The sequence below is a fragment of the Singulisphaera chitinilytica genome (assembly GCF_049331405.1).
GTDB lineage: Bacteria > Planctomycetota > Planctomycetia > Isosphaerales > Isosphaeraceae > PoT.
In genome coordinates this window covers 172,188-189,812 of the sequence record NZ_CP186275.1, presented here as the reverse complement: position 1 = coordinate 189,812, position 17,625 = coordinate 172,188, and the positions used below count along the sequence as shown (strand labels likewise).

The 17,625-nt window shown below is 65.7% G+C and carries 15 protein-coding genes and 1 pseudogene; 6 read left to right on the top strand and 10 right to left on the bottom strand.

Annotated features, from left to right (window positions below):
• Window positions 1-426: 426 nt before the first annotated feature.
• From lysA to ACOYYX_RS38875, 5 genes and pseudogenes are all read left to right on the top strand, one after another.
• The gene (lysA, locus tag ACOYYX_RS38895; protein ID WP_422931747.1) at window positions 427-1,698 is read left to right on the top strand and encodes a diaminopimelate decarboxylase; all 1,272 of its coding nucleotides are present in this window, start codon (window positions 427-429) and stop codon (window positions 1,696-1,698) included.
• Between the two features lie 280 nt (window positions 1,699-1,978).
• A complete protein-coding gene (locus tag ACOYYX_RS38890) occupies window positions 1,979-2,230 on the top strand; it encodes a hypothetical protein (protein ID WP_422931746.1) in 252 nt (83 codons plus the stop codon).
• 417 nt (window positions 2,231-2,647) lie between these two features.
• Window positions 2,648-3,064 (top strand): NAD(+)--rifampin ADP-ribosyltransferase, encoded by a 417-nt coding sequence (arr, locus tag ACOYYX_RS38885; RefSeq protein WP_422931745.1) that lies wholly within the window; start codon window positions 2,648-2,650, stop codon window positions 3,062-3,064.
• A 215-nt stretch (window positions 3,065-3,279) separates the two neighbouring features.
• Window positions 3,280-3,507: a transposase gene (locus ACOYYX_RS38880; protein ID WP_422931977.1), complete on the top strand. Its 228-nt coding sequence runs from the start codon at window positions 3,280-3,282 to the stop codon at window positions 3,505-3,507.
• Window positions 3,462-3,590: pseudogene (locus ACOYYX_RS38875) on the top strand (IS1595 family transposase); the annotation flags it as partial. The gene ACOYYX_RS38880 and the pseudogene ACOYYX_RS38875, both read left to right, overlap by 46 nt.
• A 114-nt stretch (window positions 3,591-3,704) precedes the next feature.
• Here ACOYYX_RS38875 and ACOYYX_RS38870 read toward each other — a convergent pair.
• Window positions 3,705-4,565: an SDR family oxidoreductase gene (locus tag ACOYYX_RS38870; protein WP_422931744.1), complete on the bottom strand. Its 861-nt coding sequence runs from the start codon at window positions 4,563-4,565 to the stop codon at window positions 3,705-3,707.
• A gap of 84 nt (window positions 4,566-4,649) precedes the next feature.
• Between ACOYYX_RS38870 and ACOYYX_RS38865 the strand changes: the two genes are divergently transcribed.
• Window positions 4,650-5,108 (top strand): winged helix-turn-helix transcriptional regulator, encoded by a 459-nt coding sequence (locus ACOYYX_RS38865; protein ID WP_422931743.1) that lies wholly within the window; start codon window positions 4,650-4,652, stop codon window positions 5,106-5,108.
• Window positions 5,109-5,132: 24 nt separating this feature from the next.
• Here the strand turns inward: ACOYYX_RS38865 and ACOYYX_RS38860 are convergent, their stop codons facing one another.
• From ACOYYX_RS38860 to ACOYYX_RS38820, 9 genes are all read right to left on the bottom strand, one after another.
• On the bottom strand, window positions 5,133-5,942 hold the full coding sequence (locus ACOYYX_RS38860; protein WP_422931742.1) for a hypothetical protein: 810 nt from the start codon (window positions 5,940-5,942) through the stop codon (window positions 5,133-5,135).
• 42 nt (window positions 5,943-5,984) lie between these two features.
• Complete coding sequence (locus ACOYYX_RS38855) at window positions 5,985-6,332, bottom strand: hypothetical protein (RefSeq protein ID WP_422931741.1); 348 nt, start codon at window positions 6,330-6,332, stop codon at window positions 5,985-5,987.
• 309 nt (window positions 6,333-6,641) lie between these two features.
• A complete protein-coding gene (locus ACOYYX_RS38850; RefSeq protein WP_422931740.1) occupies window positions 6,642-7,040 on the bottom strand; it encodes a hypothetical protein in 399 nt (132 codons plus the stop codon).
• Window positions 7,041-7,268: 228 nt separating this feature from the next.
• On the bottom strand, window positions 7,269-7,598 hold the full coding sequence (locus tag ACOYYX_RS38845) for a hypothetical protein (RefSeq protein ID WP_422931739.1): 330 nt from the start codon (window positions 7,596-7,598) through the stop codon (window positions 7,269-7,271).
• A gap of 154 nt (window positions 7,599-7,752) precedes the next feature.
• A complete protein-coding gene (locus ACOYYX_RS38840; RefSeq protein ID WP_422931738.1) occupies window positions 7,753-9,330 on the bottom strand; it encodes a tetratricopeptide repeat protein in 1,578 nt (525 codons plus the stop codon).
• Between the two features lie 1,396 nt (window positions 9,331-10,726).
• Window positions 10,727-12,154 (bottom strand): hypothetical protein, encoded by a 1,428-nt coding sequence (locus ACOYYX_RS38835; protein WP_422931737.1) that lies wholly within the window; start codon window positions 12,152-12,154, stop codon window positions 10,727-10,729.
• Window positions 12,155-12,445: 291 nt separating this feature from the next.
• Entirely contained in the window at window positions 12,446-13,429 is a 984-nt protein-coding gene (locus tag ACOYYX_RS38830) for a hypothetical protein (RefSeq protein WP_422931736.1), read from the bottom strand.
• A 193-nt stretch (window positions 13,430-13,622) separates the two neighbouring features.
• Complete coding sequence (locus tag ACOYYX_RS38825) at window positions 13,623-14,987, bottom strand: MFS transporter (protein WP_422931735.1); 1,365 nt, start codon at window positions 14,985-14,987, stop codon at window positions 13,623-13,625.
• Window positions 14,988-15,210: 223 nt separating this feature from the next.
• Window positions 15,211-17,472, bottom strand: coding sequence for a sigma-70 family RNA polymerase sigma factor (locus ACOYYX_RS38820; protein WP_422931971.1), 2,262 nt, complete (start codon window positions 17,470-17,472; stop codon window positions 15,211-15,213).
• Window positions 17,473-17,625: the final 153 nt, after the last annotated feature.

Genomic DNA, 17,625 nt, shown 5'->3' with positions numbered 1-17,625 from the left:
TCTTCATTATGGCTGGCCGTGATCGGCACGTTCAGCCTCGCGCATACGGCCACCCGGATTTGAAGAAGAATCGGCCGCGTTTCCCGGCCAGAGAGTCGCCTTGATCGGTGTCGCCGCTGCCTTCAAGACATGGTCGGAAGCGGCGCTTTTCCGGAGAATTCCCGCAGAGGGAAAATCGCCTCACCAGCTAGAAATGAACAAGTTGATGCCCGGAATGATGCGAGCACGGGCACCATCTCGAGTGGCGTGAGGCTGGCGAGGCCTTCAACTCGTGCCGTATTCCTATTCCGCGCCGGGGACTCGCTCAAGTAGTCTATGCAGATTGGGGCGTCGAAGGCCGGGCGGTTTGCCGGCCGGCCGATCGAACCCCGAGCGGTCCCCGATTCATCATAACCCGAACGTAACCCCGGACCTCGACTGACCATAATGAAGGCCAACACCCCGCCCGACCTGCGGACCACCATCGCCGGGGTCCCCGTGCGCGACCTCGCCGATCAATTCGGGACCCCCACGTACGTCTACGACGCCGCCACGATCGTCGAGCGGATCAAAGACCTCAAGCCGTTCGACGCCATCCGGTACGCCCAGAAGGCGAACTCGAACATCGCGGTGCTCGACCTCGTCCGGCGCCACGGCGTGCTCGTCGACGCCGTCAGCGCGGGCGAGATCGGGCGTGCCCTGGCCGCCGGCTATAAGCCCGAAGGGGAGCCGCACCCGATCGTCTACACGGCCGACATCTTCGACCGCGAGTCGCTCGACCTGGTCGTCGAGAAGGGCCTGCACGTCAACTGCGGCTCCCCCGACATGATCGACCAGTACGGCGAGCGCGTCCCGGGCGGCTCGATCACGCTGCGGATCAACCCCGGCTTCGGCCACGGGCACAGCCAGAAGACGAACACCGGCGGCGAGTCGTCCAAGCATGGCATCTGGCACGACCAGGTCGACGACTGCATCGCCAGGGCCGCGAAGCACGGCCTGAAGATCAGCGGCCTGCACATGCACATCGGCTCCGGCACCGACCTCGAGCACCTCTCCCAGGTCTGCGGGGCGATGGAGCGCACGGCCAGGGTCTTCGCCTCGACCCTCGACACCATCAGCGCCGGCGGCGGCCTGCCGACTCCGTATCGGCCCAACGACGGCCGAGTCGACATCGGCGCCTACTTCCAGCTCTGGGACGCCACCCGCAAGCGCCTCGAGGCCGTCGCGGGCCGCCCGATCCGCCTGGAGATCGAGCCGGGCCGCTACCTCGTCGCCGAGAGCGGCTACCTCGTCTCCGAGGTCCGCGCCGTCAAGCGGATGGGGGGGAACACCTTCTATCTCGTCGACGCCGGGTTCAACAACCTCGCGCGTCCGATCCTCTACGGCGCCTACCACCCGATGTCGATCGCCCCGGCCGACGGAGCCACCGATCGACCCCGCGTCTCGGCCGCTGTCGGCGGCCCGCTCTGCGAGAGCGGCGACATCTTCACCCAGGACGAGGGGGGCTACGTCTGCACCCGCGACCTGCCCGAAGCCAAGGTCGGCGACCACCTGATCATCGAATGCGCCGGCGCCTATGGCTTCGCGATGGGCTCGAACTACAACTCCAAGCCCCTCGCCGCCGAGGTCCTCATCCACGACGGCAAGCCCCACCTCGCCCGGCGCCGCCAGACCCTCGAGGACCTGATCCGCGGCGAGTCGATCCCCAAGCTCGACTGACCTTCGGCCCCGCCCTGCTCTTCCTTCGTATCGTACTTATCGCCTCGACGAGCCGCAGCGATGTGCGGCTCGTCGAGGCGATGCTATTGAAGTCGCCCTGAATTGATCTCCGCCGAGGTGGATCGACGGTAGAGTTCCTTCTGCCCGCACGCGAATAGGCCGAATTCGCAAGTCGAAGCCCGTTCATAGCCTTCTCAATGGAATTCCGGTACGCTTCATCTCCGGCATCGTTTCAGGATACGAGGGGAAAGTTGGCGTCATGAAAATCACTCGTGTCGTCGTGAAATTCTACAGCGGACGCATGCTCTCGACGGTCGATCTACACTCCCTGTTCAAAACCTTGCTCCAGGCCTATGGCGGAGACATGCCCATCGAGTTCGTCGCGATGAACGAGGCAGAGCGAATGACGTGTAAATCAACAACCCTGCCGCTCATTCTCGATCGCTTCCATGTCTTTGAGATCGATGAGGCCTCCGGCACAAATCGGCGCCCCGACCTCGAACGAGAAGCCATCGAGTGGGGGATCAAGTGACTTGGGCGTAAGTCGCGGACCTCTGCCCCACATCTCACCGACGTAATCCGATCTCCCATTTCCGATGACCGCGAATAACACGATCCGGGGCGTAAAGAAGCAGGAGTCCCCATAGCAAAGCGCCCCGGCCTTCACGCGGTTTCCTGTCTTATTCGGGTGGCCGTGGTTGGGACAACCGGGGTCGCGCAGCGACAGGAGGTCCATCGCGGTTTGTCTCGGCCAAACCCGGAGGCCATACCCCGATCTTCACGGCCGAGGCGAGAGAGGCCCGTCGCAATCACCCGCGCACACTCCCGATTCGGGTGGACCTGGCCTGTGCCTCCCTTGGTCACCTAGGTTCGACCACCGCAAAGCTCGTTGGCGGCTCGCTCGCATTGGTTATTGAAGCAACTTGACCCCTGAGTAAGGAGTGATCCCGTGGCTGACCCCAACGATACGAATTTACGGCGGTTCTACCACGGCACGCGAGTCGCCCTGAAGCCGGGCGACCTGCTCGGCCCCGGCTACGCCTCCAATTACGGCCGGAGGAAGACGGCAAATCACGTCTACTTCAGTGCCACCCTGGAGGCGGCGATCTGGGGGGCCGAGTTGGCGCAGGGCGAAGGCCCCGGCAGGATCTACATCGTCGAGCCGACCGGCCCGTTCGTTGACGATCCCAACCTGACGGACAAGAAGTTCCCCGGCAATCCGACGAAGTCGTATCGCTCCCGCGAGCCGCTCCTGGTCACGGGCGAGGTCGCGGATTGGCAAGGGCACAGCCCCGAGCAGCTCAAGGCCATGAAGGACGGCCTCGAGCGGTTGCGAGAAGCGGGCGTCGAGGCGGTCGACGATTGATCTAGTGATTGAAATTTAATATAAACGAACTGCAATAAAAACGGCCGATGATCTCTCGACCTCGGGCTGCAGCGGACCCTCTACGGCCGGGAGACTTTTGCTATGAGGCTCAAGACGGATTCCGGGGTGATGAGGAATTTGTCGTTCTTCTCCGCTAGGATCGAGTGCCTTGGACGTCTCTGACCGACATCGCGATCGGTACCGCGAGCCCCATCATGGTGAACATCCGGGACCTCTTCGACGACGCCAGGTGCTTCCGGACCGTCCGCGACATGCGATGGCCCGATGGCGTAGCCTGCCCCTCCTGCGGCTCGACCTCGGCCGTCAAGAACGGCCTCGACGACACCCGGCCCGAGCGTCGGCGCTATGAGTGCCGCGGCTGCCGCAAGCGGTTCGACGACCTCACCGCGGGCTCCCCCAGGGATCGCTGCCGCTGTACCTGACATTCTTCGAGTTCGTCCATAATATCCGGGCTCGCGGAAAGGCCTTGTTCGGGGCCCTCATCACTCAACTGCCTGGAATCCATCTTGAGCCACCTCGAAATGATCTCGGGGCCGGGATGCGGAGGAGTCGTGCGGCCGTTGCTGGCCCCCGAGGAGCAACGGCCGGGGAACCGACTCACAAGTCGCCGCGTCGAGGCTCAGGACTTGATGATCTCGGCGACGACGGCCGACAGGGGCGTCGTCGGCCTCCCGATGAGGCGGCTCATCTGCCGGCTCTCGTCGAACAGGCCGCCCCTGGAGGCGACCGCGTCGCTGTTGGCCAGCAGTTCCGCGAAGTTGTCAGGGATCCCCGCCCCGACGAGCAGGCTCCGGAAATCCTCCTCGGGCATGTCCCGGTACGCGAGCGGCTTGCCCGCCTGGAGGGCCACCTCGGCGGCGAAGTCGGAGAGGGTGTCGCTCTTGTCCCCCGCGAGCTCGTAGATGCGGCCGGCATGACCTTCGGTGGTCATCACGACGGCGGCCGCATCGGCGTAGTCGACCCGAGCGGCCCACGAGAATCGCCCCTCGCCGGCGCAGCCGGGGAGCTGGCCGTGCTCCAGGGCGTGGGGGAGGAATGCGGCCCGGTTCTCCGTGTACCAGCCGTTCCGCAGGAACACGAACGGGACGCCGGACGCTTGCAAGATCACCTCGGTCTCGCGGTGCTCGACGCCCACGAGCAATTCCGTCGTGTCGGCCCGGAGAACGCTCGTGTAGGCCAGGAGTTCCACCCCGGCACGCCTGGCGGCCTCGATCACGTTGCGGTGCTGGGCGACGCGGCGGCCGACCTCGCTGCTCGAGATCAGGAGGACCCGGTCGATGCCCGCCAGGGCCGGGTCGAGGGTCTCGGGGCGGCTATAGTCCGCCTCGCGGACCTCAACCCCGAGCGCCGAGAGTTCGGCGGATTTCTTGAGGTTGCGGACGCCGGCGACGACCTGGGCGGCCGGCGTCGACTCGAGCAGTTTGGCGACGACGAGCCTGCCGAGTTGGCCTGAGGCGGCGGTCACGAGAATGCGGGGCATTGGTGGTCTCCATAACGAGGTCTCTTTTGGTAACCTGGTGAAGGATAGGGACCACCCCAATCGCCCTCAAGGAGGCAGAAATTCGTGACAAGGTTACCCGAAGGTGACCGCCCCGAGAGCGTCCAGAAGGCCCTGGCGACCCGTTTCGAGGCCTGGACCAAGGACGAGTTCGACCCGGATCAATGCCCGGCCCGAGACGCCTTCGACCGGATCGGCGATCGCTGGACCGCCCTGATCATCGTCGCGCTCGCCAAGGAGCCGCGCCGATTCGCCGTCTTGCTCCGGCTCATCCCGGACATCTCCCGGAAGATGCTGACGCAGTCGCTACGCGGATTGGAGCGTGACGGCCTCGTCACCCGGCACGTGTTCCCGACCAAGCCGCCGGCCGTCGAATATCGACTCTCACCCCTGGGCGAATCGATGCTGGAACCGCTCGTCGGCCTGGTGAGCTGGGCCGAGAGGACCCGTGCGGAGGTGCTGAGCGCCCGCGAGCGATTCGACCGGTCCGAGGCGGGACAGGCCCTCGAACTCGGGACGGGTTGAGTTCCGGCCCCGGCTCACCAGGGCTCATTCCCAATCCCAGAGATCCTCGTGGAGTTTCGGGAGCTTCGCGCGGATGTAGGCGACCAAACGTTCCTGATCCTCGGGCTTGCAATGAGCAATGTCTTGCTTCAGTAGCGTCTGACCGTCAAAGCCCTTGAGGAACAGTTGGGTGCGGAAGTGATCTCCGAACGTATTGTAATGGTTGGTGATCTCGCATGTCGCCACGGAAGACCAGGGGACGAACTTTCGCGGGAATGGCCACCAAGAAGTATAGGAGATCCCGTTTGAATCGGCACGCGCCCGCGGTACTTTCCGCCATACCGGATAGGAAAAGAAGACCGCACAGAGCATGAGAGACACGCCGAGACTGGTCGCTATCCAGAACTCTGCCGCCATCAAATTTGGCCTGTCGAGTGTCGCATAGTAGCACGGTATGCAGAAGAACAGGCAAACTATCACCAAGCACATAAACTGGGACCGCGGTAGGTACACCTCGGCGACTTCATCGTCGCCCACATCACCTTCGGGCGTGAGGGACGTCGGCTTTCGCTCCTCGACGACCTTCCCGCTCTGGGAGTGTCCCATCCATTTAAAAATACGTTCCGTTAACCCCCCGGCTATCGCGAGATTGAGCATCCACAGCCGAGCCGGCCAGTCCCCCTTGTCGCGAAAGCCTAGACTCCTCGCGATGGGCCCAACAGCGAAGACCTCGATTAAAATCAATGAAGTAATGAATGCGGATATCATACTGCAGAATATGATATGCGACCATATCCGGTGAGGTTTCCTGATGACCCCAACGATAGGATCCTGTTCGTCGGGTTCTGAGAGCATAAATCCGCCCGTGCAATAAGAAGTCGGTGGAATCAGCCTTTGCTATTCGATTGCGAGGCCGGCTCGTTCGGCGTAATCCGGCCAAAATTCATCCGGCCACCCTCGACGAAATCGCTTGAAGGACCGCCGATAGAAGATCTCGACGACTTCATCGTCGCCCGCTTCACCTTCGGGCGTGGCGGTCGTCGGCTTTCTCCCTTCGACGGTGGTCCCGCTCCGGGAGAGTCCCATCCGCTTGAAGATTTGATCCGCCAGCACGCCGGCGATGATGACATTGGGGAGCCCCATCCCCGCAACCACGCTGGACCCCAGGTGGATGCCGAAAGCCCTCGAGATGCCGAGAGTGATCAATACCTCGACGATCATGATCGCGAAGATCAGGGCAAACATGAGCCCTCGGAAGGTCGCTCGCGATGCCGTCCGGGGTCGTTTCGCACCATTCGTATCAACATCATATTGTGCGTCCGGTTCCGAGAGCATGATAGCCGCCGCATTCCAGATACCGTAGAGATCGACCCATCTGGTATTCTATCGCGTGGCAGAGATATTTGGAGTGTCGGAATCAATGGCCCAGGCGGATCAACCCGGCATCGCCCGAAACTTCCTGAGGGAGAGCAGTTAGGTTGCCGAACCCTCGAATGGTCGCCTCGGCCTCAATGGCGGCCTTTCCCGAACAACAGGACCGGCGACTCGCCCCGATCACGGGGACCAGAACAGGCGGCATCCCACCAGGGCGACGAGGACCGTTGCGGCAAGGGCGGCCCCCGTCATGCCGCATTTCGAGAGCAGCGAGGCCAGGGAGGCCAGCACCGTCCCGGCCTTCGTTTCTCGGCCCGGCCTGGCCATTGTCGAGCCGAGGAGGCCGGTTCCCACCGTCAAGGCGCCCCACCCGATGAAGATCGCCATCATGCCGGGCTGGACGATCTCGCGGAGTGACTTTTGCCAGGCCGCTCCCCACCATTGGGACGTGCCGCCTCCTGAGCCGAAATAGACGACCATGAAGCAGAGATCGATCAACAGGAAGAAGGCGAGTACGAACGAGGACAGGGCTAATACCAATGCCGCACAATGCGAGGCGAGTGAAGTGAACTTCAACATGGAGGCTCTCCTTGCTGGATTCGCGAGAAGATGCGTTCTGTCAGCTATGTGGTGACCACGAGCATTGGGATAATATGAGGCTCAAGCCATTGCGGTAGGCGAACGCCCAGGTTCTTCCGGGCGAGCCTGGAGACGATGCCAACGACGATCGCGATCTCGTGCTACACGGCCGTATAAACAGCCATGATTAATCTCGTGAATATCTGCTGGGGAGGCTCGGGTGGTATTCTATCGCGCGGCAGGGTTATAAGAGATCAAATCATCGGCACTCGGCGAGTTTCGGCGCGACGTCGCCCAGAGGCCGAGCCCGCTGATCGAGACGACGAACACGCCGGCCAGCGCCCAGAATAACCAGCGGCCGCCTTGGGCTCGCTTCAGGAGTGCCAGTGTGGATCTCGTCGTTTCGGGATTGGCCAACTCCTTCGGTGTCAGGACTCGGTCGAGGGCGAACCAGGGCATCACAGGCTCGATAACCAGGCCCATCACGATGAGGCAGAAGCCGGCGACGAGCAGCGGTGCGAAGCAGGAACGGGCGATCGCAGCACGATCATGGATCATCGAGGTGTCCTCCGCCGCCAGCCAGGTTTGTGAGGCGGTGCTTCTCCCGATGATGTCAATACGAGGACGCGGCGGACCACGTCTCGGTGACGTGATCCGCCGCGTTGTTCGGATTCGATGGTGAGAATCAGAGGGGCCGGCCCCTTACCGCAGCTCAGTGCGTGAATTTCAGGGGCGGGGCGTTATCCGGGGCGTTGGGGGGGCGGAACTCGAACGAGTTCGCGTCCGACTGGGTGACCTTGCCGACGAGGGGCGGGCCGTTCTCCTGGAGCAAGGCGAGGTTGCCGTCCTTGAAGCCGGCGGTGCCTTCGATCGTCTGCTTCTGACCCTTCTTGTCGACGACCCAGGTGAAGGCGCCGTCCTTGCTGAGGGTCAGGTCGATCGCGACGTCGTCGGAGGGCTTGGCCTTCCACTCGCCGGTCAGGGCAGCGGGAGGCGGCGGGGGCGCGGGGGGGGCCGGCTCGCCGTCGGCCTTGTTATCGGCGTTCGCCGGGGTCTCGTTCTTGGCCTGCGTGCCGGCGGCTTCCGGTTGCGGCGGCGGGGCCGGCTCGGGCTGAGGTTGAGGCTCGGCGTTCGCGACCGCCGGGGTGGGTTCCTCGGGGGCCGGCGCCGGCTCGTTCGGCTCCGGCGAAGCGTCGCCCGCCTTCTTCAGGACCTGGGCGAACGAGGACGAGAGTTTGTCCTTGGGCTGGAGCTGGACCACCCGGTCGAACTCCGCGGCGGCCTCGGACGAGTTCCCCTGGACCATGTAATAGTAGCCCAGGAGGAAGGCGTCGGACGCCGAATCCGGGTTCGTCTTGGAGTCGGCTTCGAGCGCCCGGAGGTGGTTCGTATAGGTGTCGACGTCCGGATAGAGGCCGATCATGGTGGACCAGTTCCAGCCCGGCTCGGCCGAGAGCACCGCGTACAGGACCGACGCCGCCTCGTTGTACCGCTTGAGCGCGAAGAGGGTCAGGGCCCGGAATTCGTGCATGACGGGGACGTTGGGAGTCTTCCTGAGGGCCTGGTCGGTGAGATCCAGGGCGCGGGGGTAGTCGCCCGCCTTGAAGGCATCGCGCGCATTCGCGAACAACTGTTCCGTCGAAGTCACGATCGCCGGCTCCGGCGGGGGCGCGGCGACGTCGATCGGCCGCGAGTAATCATACACGACCGCCGACGGGTCGGGCGGGCTTGTGTAATAAGGGTCGGCGTAGCCGCTGTAATAAGCGTTGCTCGCCATGGGGCCGAGGCCCCAGCTGGCGTAGTTGCCGATACCCCAGGTCGGGAAGTAGTTATACATCCCGTAGGAGCCGACCGGGAAGCCGAGCGTGTTACCATACGCGTAGCCCGGCGAGTTCAGGATCCCCCCGAGCGAGCCGAGGCCCCACATGGACATGGCGCCGACGCCGAGGCCGGTCCAGAAGCCGTTGCCGCCCCAGCCCCCCTGGTACCAGTTCCCGTAATAGGGGCGGGCCCAGCCCCCGCGGTAGCCGTAACCGAGCCCTCGGCCGCTGCCGAGGCCCCAGTTGCCCCCATTCCAGCCGGCGCCGTGGTAGTTGTTGTTGACGAAGACGTCGTTGCGATTGATGTTCCGATTGTTGTTGTTGACGATATTCGTCGACCGGTTGTTCTCGATCCGGTTCTCGCGCTCGCGGATCAAACGCTCATTATCGATGGGCCGACGGCCCTCGCCGGCGAGTTCGCCGGGACGCCCTTGAGCTCGGCCGCGGAGGCCCGGCCAGTTCCCGGGCACCGGCCGCCGATCCAGGTTCCTCTCAGTTCGGGCGGCTGCCGCCGGGCCCGGAGCACCGAGCCTGTTCGGCGCCGCGGCCTTACCGACTTCCGGGCGAGCGATGGGGGCTCGGACGGCGCCCGTCGGGCCCGGACGAGGAGGGGCCGGTGCGGCGATCCGGCCCGCGGCGCCGCCTGGCCTGCCGGCGGGAGCCGCGGGGCGACCGGCGGGGGGACCACCTGGTCTCCCTCCGCCTCCGCCACCGCCACCTCGGGGCGGGGCGGCCCCGGCATAGCCCTGAGCCAACAGAACCGGCGCCGCGAATAGCACGGCGGCTGAGAATGCCCAACGTTTTCGCGTCATGAACCACCTCGCGATGAGAGCTCGGGTGTAAGAAGATCGCCGATCAAGGGCGACGGCCCGGCGTCACGTTCGCCGTCCATCAGTTTGCGTCGCCGAGCATGGCGGCCCAGTTCCTGGGAGCGTCGTGGGCCGGAGCTCGACGGGCCCGCCCTGCTCGGCTCGAGGATCTTTCGTCAACGTATCCTGACATGATGATCCATGCCTGATTTCGATTCATGGCAGGCTTGCCCGAATCGTCGAGCCGTGATGTCTGAAATCCTTAATATGAATGATTGCAGGCCGCGGAAGGCCCTCGCATCGGAAAGAGCCGGCCCTCATGCGGTGTCGCCGCTCGGACTGGAACCGATTCCCGATCGAGTTCCGGCATTCAGGCGAGGGGGTCGCCCGTGAGCCGAACGATTGCTCGCACTTCAACCATGAATGAACGCAAATGGGATGCCGAACACAGCTTGAAGGGCCCGTCGTGGCGGCTTACCGGTAAGTCCGAAGCGGTTCGATGTGCTCGAGGACGACGCGGCCTCTTTCCGGGCGTGCAGGCGTCCTGAGCCTCGAATTGACCTGCCGCACTACCCTGCTCCCGTGGCGTGAGCATGTCGCGTTCATTGCGATTTCCTCGCGCATGGACTCGGCGGCGAGGATTGAAGAGCTTGGTTCTATGCGGTCGGAATGGGCAAATCCGTGGACGGACGTCGGAAGAGCATGTCCCACTACACGCTCGCCCGGGAACTCTCGTTACCCGGCGACCGTCACGAAATCACCCTGCCCCCGTATTTTTGTGGCGTTTCGGCTGCGTTTGGCCGCGTCTGGCATAGGGTCGTCCGCACATTGACAGGAGGTCATGCGCGGGGGGGCTGAGTCGACCTCGTACTCCAAGCCGTCGCCGGCCAGAAGCCCTCCGCCTACAGGAGTTCAAGGACGCGCCCAACGTCGACGGCGTCTCCCCCGCCGCCGAGCATCGGGCAAGACGCCGATGCCGTCCTGGGTGTTGGAGCTGCAGAGGGGGAGCGGATGTGGAGGGAGGCCGCAAGAAGGCGCCCGGGTCGGATTTGCTTCGCTACTTGGCCTCAGCATCGGCCGCCGCTTGGCTCGCCAGCCGACGGACGGCGTCGACCACCACGTCCTGAACCCGAGGCTCGAAGAAGCCGACCATGGAGTTCAGGTTTCGACTCCACGCCCAGAGCGTCACGCCGATCGCCTCGTGACCTCCTTCGGCGACGACCTTCGCGGACGGCAGGTAGCCGAAACAGTCGTTGTTGTAGCCGGAGATCCAGAGCCCTTCCGGGCCGAGGGCCTTGCGCATCAGCGTCGCGTACTCGGCGACCGGCTCGCCCGGCAGCGCCGCCAGCGTCAGGTCCTTGCCGAACCGCCAGACCGCCACGGGCGCCGTGTAGTGCGTTGGCAATCGTCCGCCCGCGTCCAGCACCTCCAGCATGTGCCGGGCCTGCCACGCCTGGAAGTTCGGGCGATCTCGGTAGCCTCCGATCTGCTCGCGGGACAATCGTTGCAGCGGCAGGTCCACCTGCACATATGCGACCCGGAGCGGCCCTGCGACGGGGGCGAGCGGCCCATCGAGGACCCGGCAGACCTCGCGGCCCAGCGCCTCGCCGTGCGTCCGGGCCTGTTCGATCGTGCCACGAGGTTCGGGGTTGGCGTCGCCGCCGCACCCGGCCAGGAAGAGTGCCGTCGCGCCGGGGTGACGCGCCTCGATGACGGCACGGGCATAGCCGGGATAGTCGGCGCTGATGGCGTTCTGGAAACCGGCGGCCACGGCATGGCAGGAGCATCCGAAGACCACGGCCAGGGTCTTGCCTTCCGGCGAGTCGACGCGCAAGACGGGGACGGAGTCGTCCACCGGGGCGGCCGGGTTGGGTGACATGACGACTCCCTCCGGCTTCGGGAGCCGGCGGCTGGTGGGGACCTTCGTCCGGCCGAACGCCCGGGAGAGCCGTGCCGGCTTCATATCGACGAGGGCACGTTCCACCAGATCGACGAGTTGGTCCTGCAGCCGGCGGGTGTATGCGATCGTCGCCTCGGCCTGCTCGGGGGTCATGTCCGGGTGGGCGACGTTGAGCTTGAGGTTCGGATCCAGGCTGACGACCGGCCCGGTATGGGTGTGCGAGGCGTTGAAGATCAGCCGCTCTGGACCCAGACCCGTCCGCTCGGCGATCCGGCGTGTCACGGCGTCGGTGACGACGGCGGACTGGAACGCGACCAGGTCGGCCGCGACGATCACCGCGCGGCGGCCCTGTGCATCCTCCAGGGCCAACGCGCGGGCCGACAATTCGTCGGAAACCGCCTCAAACGGCCCCTTGCGGCTGGTGTAGCCGAGCAAGGTCAGCGGCCGCTCTGGCGTGATCGTGACGGTTGCCGTCCCGGCCTTCCAGGTGGGACTCGGTTTCCCGTCGTCGAAAGCCCGAGTCGCCGGGACACAGACAGCCAGCATCAAAATTCCGACCACGAACGCACGGCGGAGACTTCGCATCATCGGCTCCTCAAGTCCCAGGGGCCGCCAGCATACCACGTCACGAGGCCCGTCGCTCGCTCCGGCTCCGGCAGGTCGAGGGTTCCAGATATCCAGCCGGAAAGAACGCCAGCCGTTCATACCTGGCTTTCATGGCCGCGGAATGGGCGCGAACTCGCACATCCCGTCTATCAGCGGCACGGCCGAGGCGACCAGCATGAGACGGGGCGGCTCGGGTCCCTCGAGGAGCGGAGGGACGCGGCCAGGATATGACATCAAATATTGAAGCGTGAGAATGCTGATAAACTATGATCACCGCTCGGGCAACGCCAGCGTCAGGGCCGTGACCGCCCAGGCAGACGCCGCCATCGAGATGAACTGGTCCTTGCCGTACGGGAAGCCGCTCTCGAAGTAGGGCTGGAATGGCTTGCTCCGCGAGGCGACGAACCACGAGCCGTCCTCACGCTGCTGGCCGATCAGGAAGCCCAATCCCTTGCGATAGGCCGGGCTGTCCGTCTTGACATCCCCGGCCCGATTCAGGGCGACCAGGGAGGAGCCTGTCGCGTAGGGGTCGGACATCCCGCCGTCGAGCTGGGACCAGCCCCCGTCGTCCTTCTGCGTCGCGAGCAGGTCTTCGGTCGCCTTGCGGATCGATGCTTCCGGGGACGAAGCGGCCTTCATCGCGAACAGCCGGAATACCCGATCTTCCGTATCTTTCGGCTCCGCCATTTCGAGCCATGCCCTGGCCTTCTCCAAGCGGCCGGCGATCCGATCCTTATCCGCCGGCTTGCCGTAGGCCGTCAGGGCGCGGATGGCGAGATAGGTCGACGTGAAGTCGCTCGCCTCCGAGGGCGGGCGGTTCGATGCACCCTTCCAGTGATCGCGGCCCTCGTCCCGTTTCAGCAGGTAACCCACGACCGCTTCGTTCACCTCGTCGGACTTCTTGCCCGCGACGTCGAGGGTGAAGAGGGCATAGCCGGCCCTTGTGACGCCGCCGCCCTGGCCGTCCCCCTTCTTGTAGCTCTCGATCGCACCGCGTAGATCCTCATGGGTGAGCTCGACCTGCTCATCGATCGCGTCGGTGGGGATGTCGAAGCCTCGGCGTTTTGCCGCGTCGAGTGCGAGCACGGGTACCGCCTGGTGGTGGCAGGAGAAGCAATCTCGCTTCTCGGTGTACCCGGACGCGGCCTTGAGGAGCAGAGGGATCGCCTTCTCGACGGAGGCATGGATCGGGTCGTCGGCCATCGCCGGGTCGGCAAGAAAGAACCCCGCGAGCATTAGGATCGGTGACTTCATCGCGCGCCCCTGCCTAGGAAGTGCCTTCCAGGTTATTTCATCGACCTTCGAGAGGAAAATCGGATAGCGTCGTATTCGAACCGCTGACGCGGATTTTATCCGATTCCCTGTCCAACGTCGTCCGTGTTTCGGATGAGGGGGAATCTCCCGACTTTCGCCGGCTCCCGCCGGATGCAATCTCTCGGTCCACACCTCAGCATTCCTTCAAGGCCGGGGGCATCTCCGCGGCGGCGGCGACCTCGCCGGTGGTGGCGTTCGGGGCGGGGAGGATGCCGAGGCGGACATAGACGGGCCGGGCGATCCGGCGCAGGCGAGGCAACTGGGTGGCGAAGGCGAAGCCTCCGGCGATCACCAGCGCGGCGGATCCGAGCACGACCGGACCGGGGCCGAACCGGCTCGCGAGCCAGCCGCCGAGCAGGCTCCCGAAGGGCGCGGTGCCCTGGAAGGCCATGCCGTAGAAGCCCATCACGCGGCCCCGCTTGTCCTCGTCGACCATCGTCTGGATCAACGTATTCGAGGCCGCCATCTGCACCATCATCCCCGCCCCGGTCGTAACCAGGAGTAAGGCCGAGACCCAGACCGAGCCCGACTGCGAGAAGCCCACCAGGCCGAGGCCCAGCACCAGGTCCGCGGCGACGATCACCCGCCCGAGCCCGAGCACCGACGGCCTTGAGGCGAGATAGAGTGCCCCCGACAACGCGCCGAGCCCCGTCGCCGCCGAGAGCAGGCCGAGCGTGTGCGGCCCGCCGCCGAGCACCTGGGTCGCGAAGATCGGCATCAGGACCGTCTGCGGCATCGAGGCGAAGCTCACCAGCGCCAGCAGGAGCAGCAACGCCCGGATCGGCGGGAACCCGGCGATGTACCGCACCCCCTCAACCAGATGCCGGCCGACCGTCGCCGTCGAGGCGGGCCTCGGCCTCGACGGCACCCGCATCGCCAGCAAGGCCGCGATCACGGCCGCATAGCTCACGGCGTCGATGGCGAAGCACCAGGCCTCCCCCGCCACCGCGATCACCGCCCCCGCCATCGCCGGGCCGACGAGCCTCGCGCCGTTGACCAGCGACGAGTTCAGGGCGATCGCGTTGGGCAGGTCCTCGCGGCGATCCACCATCTCGATCAGCAGCGACTGCCGCGCCGGCATGTCGAACGCGTTGATCACCCCTTGCGCGACGCTCAGCGAGATGATCAGGCCGATCGCGACGGCCCCCGCCTCGCCGCGGAAGGCCACCACCGCCAGCGCGGCCGACTGCAGGAGCGAGAGCACCTGCGTCACCACGAGCGCCTTGTGCCGCCCCCAGCGGTCGACATAGACCCCGGCCACCGGCCCGAGGAAGAACGTCGGCGCGAGCCCTGCGAAGCTGACGAGCCCGAGCAGCCAGGGCGCATGGTCCCCCCCGAGCCGCAGGACGAGCCAGCCAGTCGCCAGTCGGGTCATCCAGGTCCCGACCAGCGACACCCCCTGCCCGGCGAAGAAGAGCCGGTAATTCCGGCTCCCGAACGCCCGGACCATCCCCGCTCGACGCGAGTCGCCCCCTCTCGCCGCATCCGCCGTCAGCATTGCTGGTGCCCTTCCCCCAAGGCCCGACCATCCCCGAAGCGTCGAGGATTTCATCGGCTGGGAGAAGGGCAGCAAGTTACGAGCCGAGCGGCATCATCCCTCGATATGCAAGCTCATCCAGGTCGGCAGAGCCCGCCTTTCCGACCCGGGATTCCGCCCGGGGCCTTATCCCCAAAAAGCCTCTGGCTGAGCCCCGGCGTGGCGGGCACGCAGGCGGCGATGATTAACCCTTCTTCAAGGCAATCTTGAGTTTCACGGTCTCCCCCGCGCGGCAGTCGACCTCCTGGTCTTTGCCCCGGGGGTCGACCCGATTGTAGAAAGGAGGCAGGAAGCGCCAGCCGGCGCCGAAGCGATGGCGGCCGGGCTCGACCAGGGTGCGGAGCTTGCCGTCAACATCGGTGCGGGGCCTCTCGACCCAGGCGATCCGCGTCCCAACCTCCCACGATCGGAACGAGACTTCTTCGCGCTGAGGGCGATCGCCGATGAGTTCACAGAGGTCGACGTCGGGGAGCCCCGCGCCGGTGTCCGCGTCCACGACGGTGGCCTCGACGATCGCAGCCGGGCGGACGTTGAACACGAGCGGTTTGGCCGGCGGATTGGCCTCGACCACGAGTTTGTCATCCTTGACGAGGTAGGGCGTCCCTCGCTCGGGGAGGTTCTGGAGGTGATATTCGCCAGGCGGGATCTTCAGGACGACCTGGCCGCGTTCGTCGCTCGTCTGAGCGGTGTTCACCAATCCGCCCGCGGCCTGGACCAGCACCTTGGGGGCCGGCTTGCCCGTGTCGGCGTAGACGACCTGGATCGGGACATCCACGGGCGTTGCGAACGTCAATTTGAAGTCGCCCGCATAGACGGGGCTGCCGTCCTTGTCCGGCTGGGGGTCGGGGCTCGTCGTGGCGTAAACCCATCGCTCGGGGAACCCCTGGGCCCTGACGTCGATCCGGAAGAGGCAATCCGAAGGCATATCCTCGAACGCGAACTTGCCTTCGGCATCGGTGGTGCGAACCTTCATCGAGGGAGGGGCGATGTTCCGCTCGTTGAGGATGCCCAGCGACAACCCGACGACGTTGTCGACCGTGGTCAGGGACTCGCAGTCGCGGATTTCGAGGCGGGCCCCCGCGAGTGGATTTCCCCGGTCGTCGACGAAGGTCCCCGAAAATCGGGCCGGGCGCCGGAAGTTCAGGTCGATCTCGATCTTGTCGTCGGGCCCGTACAGGTCTTCGCCGTCCCCAGGCTCGTACTCACGGTTCGGAGGCCTGGATGCGGGAAAGAAGAGTTTCTCGGGTCGCCAGGTGAACCCGAGGCCGTCGGCCTGGCCGAAGATCTGGAACGAGCCGATGTCACGCTTGGGGATTTGATTGGGGTCGGGACGCTCGATGGGTAGCCCCACCGCGGGGAATGAATAGCGTGCCTCGTCATCGGTGACGGTCTCGGCGATCCGCTTGTGGTCTCCCCTACATGATGCCAGGTAAATGTGCGCACCCACCAATGGCTTGCCGTCGGGGTCGATGGCCCGGCCGGTGATCGTGATCGGGTGAAGGTAGACCTTGGGCAGGGCCGGCTCCGGTACGACGGCGGGGCGCTTCGCTTCCGGAGCAACCCCGGGTATGGCCTTCGTGGCGCCGGCCTGGCCTCGCTGATCGGGCGGCCCGGCGAGGGCGAGCCAGGCCCAGGAGAGGCTCCCGATCCCCAGCAGTAGGAGCAATGCGGCGACCTTCATCTGATGAAACAGCATGGCGTTGAGGACTCCCTGCGCCAGGGCAGCGGCCACATTGCCGGCCCCGAAGCCCAGCGCGATCCGGACGGTGGAATGGACGAGCACGACGGGGACGGCGGCCTGGGCCTCTCCGGCCGCGCCGGCGACGAGCAGGCCAGCGGGGATCGTCACGCCTCGGCGGGTCAGGCTCTGGCGCAACCGCTCGCGAGCCCGCGCCAGCCGGCCCCGGACCGCGACCTCCGTGACGCCCAGCCGATCGGCCGCGGCGGCGTAGGTCAGCCCCTGGAAATAGCAGAGCACGACAGGGTCGCGCAGCCGCTCGGGGAGTCCGTCGATCTCCTCGTGGAGGTGGAGGGCCTGGGCCTCGGGGGCCTCCTCATCCGGCTCCTGGGGCGAACCCTCCGGCGTCCGCCCGGCGATCTCCCGGCCGAGCCGGCGACGACGCGCCGCGCCCCGCCGCGCCCGCAGGGCCACGCGATGCGCGACCCCGAAGAGCCAGTTCGCGATCGAGCCGCGGCGTCGGATGGACCCCGCCCGGCTGGCCAGCACGAGGAAGACCGCCTGGAAGGCGTCCTCCGCGTCGTGGGGGTCGCCGAGCACGTTCCGGCAGACCCGCAGCACCATCGGCCCGTGCCGGCTCACCAACTCCTCGAAGGCCGCCTCCGAGGCGTCGTCGCGCCCCGAGAGAAACCGATCCAGGAGCTGCGTATCGGTCATCGTCCCGACCGCACCCAGGTTGAACAGCCAGCGAAACGGACTCCCCGCCATGGCCGACGATCTCCTCGTTGTTGAATTTCTCCCAGTAGTACCCGACCGTCCGAAACCCTCACGGGGATTCCCGACTCATCCGAAATTTCAACGCCTCGCGGCCCGTTCGAACCGCATCAACCTCATCCCTCCGGGGGCGGGCGAGCGGGGCCG

Coding starts and splice junctions, on each gene's coding strand:
- lysA (WP_422931747.1), top strand. CDS start 427: ATGAAGGCCAACACCCCGCCCGACCTGCGGACCACCATCGCCGGGGTC.
- ACOYYX_RS38880 (WP_422931977.1), top strand. CDS start 3,280: ATGGTGAACATCCGGGACCTCTTCGACGACGCCAGGTGCTTCCGGACC.
- ACOYYX_RS38870 (WP_422931744.1), bottom strand. CDS start 4,565: ATGCCCCGCATTCTCGTGACCGCCGCCTCAGGCCAACTCGGCAGGCTC.
- ACOYYX_RS38860 (WP_422931742.1), bottom strand. CDS start 5,942: ATGCTCTCAGAACCCGACGAACAGGATCCTATCGTTGGGGTCATCAGG.
- ACOYYX_RS38855 (WP_422931741.1), bottom strand. CDS start 6,332: ATGTTTGCCCTGATCTTCGCGATCATGATCGTCGAGGTATTGATCACT.
- ACOYYX_RS38850 (WP_422931740.1), bottom strand. CDS start 7,040: ATGTTGAAGTTCACTTCACTCGCCTCGCATTGTGCGGCATTGGTATTA.
- ACOYYX_RS38845 (WP_422931739.1), bottom strand. CDS start 7,598: ATGATCCATGATCGTGCTGCGATCGCCCGTTCCTGCTTCGCACCGCTG.
- ACOYYX_RS38835 (WP_422931737.1), bottom strand. CDS start 12,154: ATGCGAAGTCTCCGCCGTGCGTTCGTGGTCGGAATTTTGATGCTGGCT.
- ACOYYX_RS38830 (WP_422931736.1), bottom strand. CDS start 13,429: ATGAAGTCACCGATCCTAATGCTCGCGGGGTTCTTTCTTGCCGACCCG.
- ACOYYX_RS38825 (WP_422931735.1), bottom strand. CDS start 14,987: ATGCTGACGGCGGATGCGGCGAGAGGGGGCGACTCGCGTCGAGCGGGG.
- ACOYYX_RS38820 (WP_422931971.1), bottom strand. CDS start 17,472: ATGGCGGGGAGTCCGTTTCGCTGGCTGTTCAACCTGGGTGCGGTCGGG.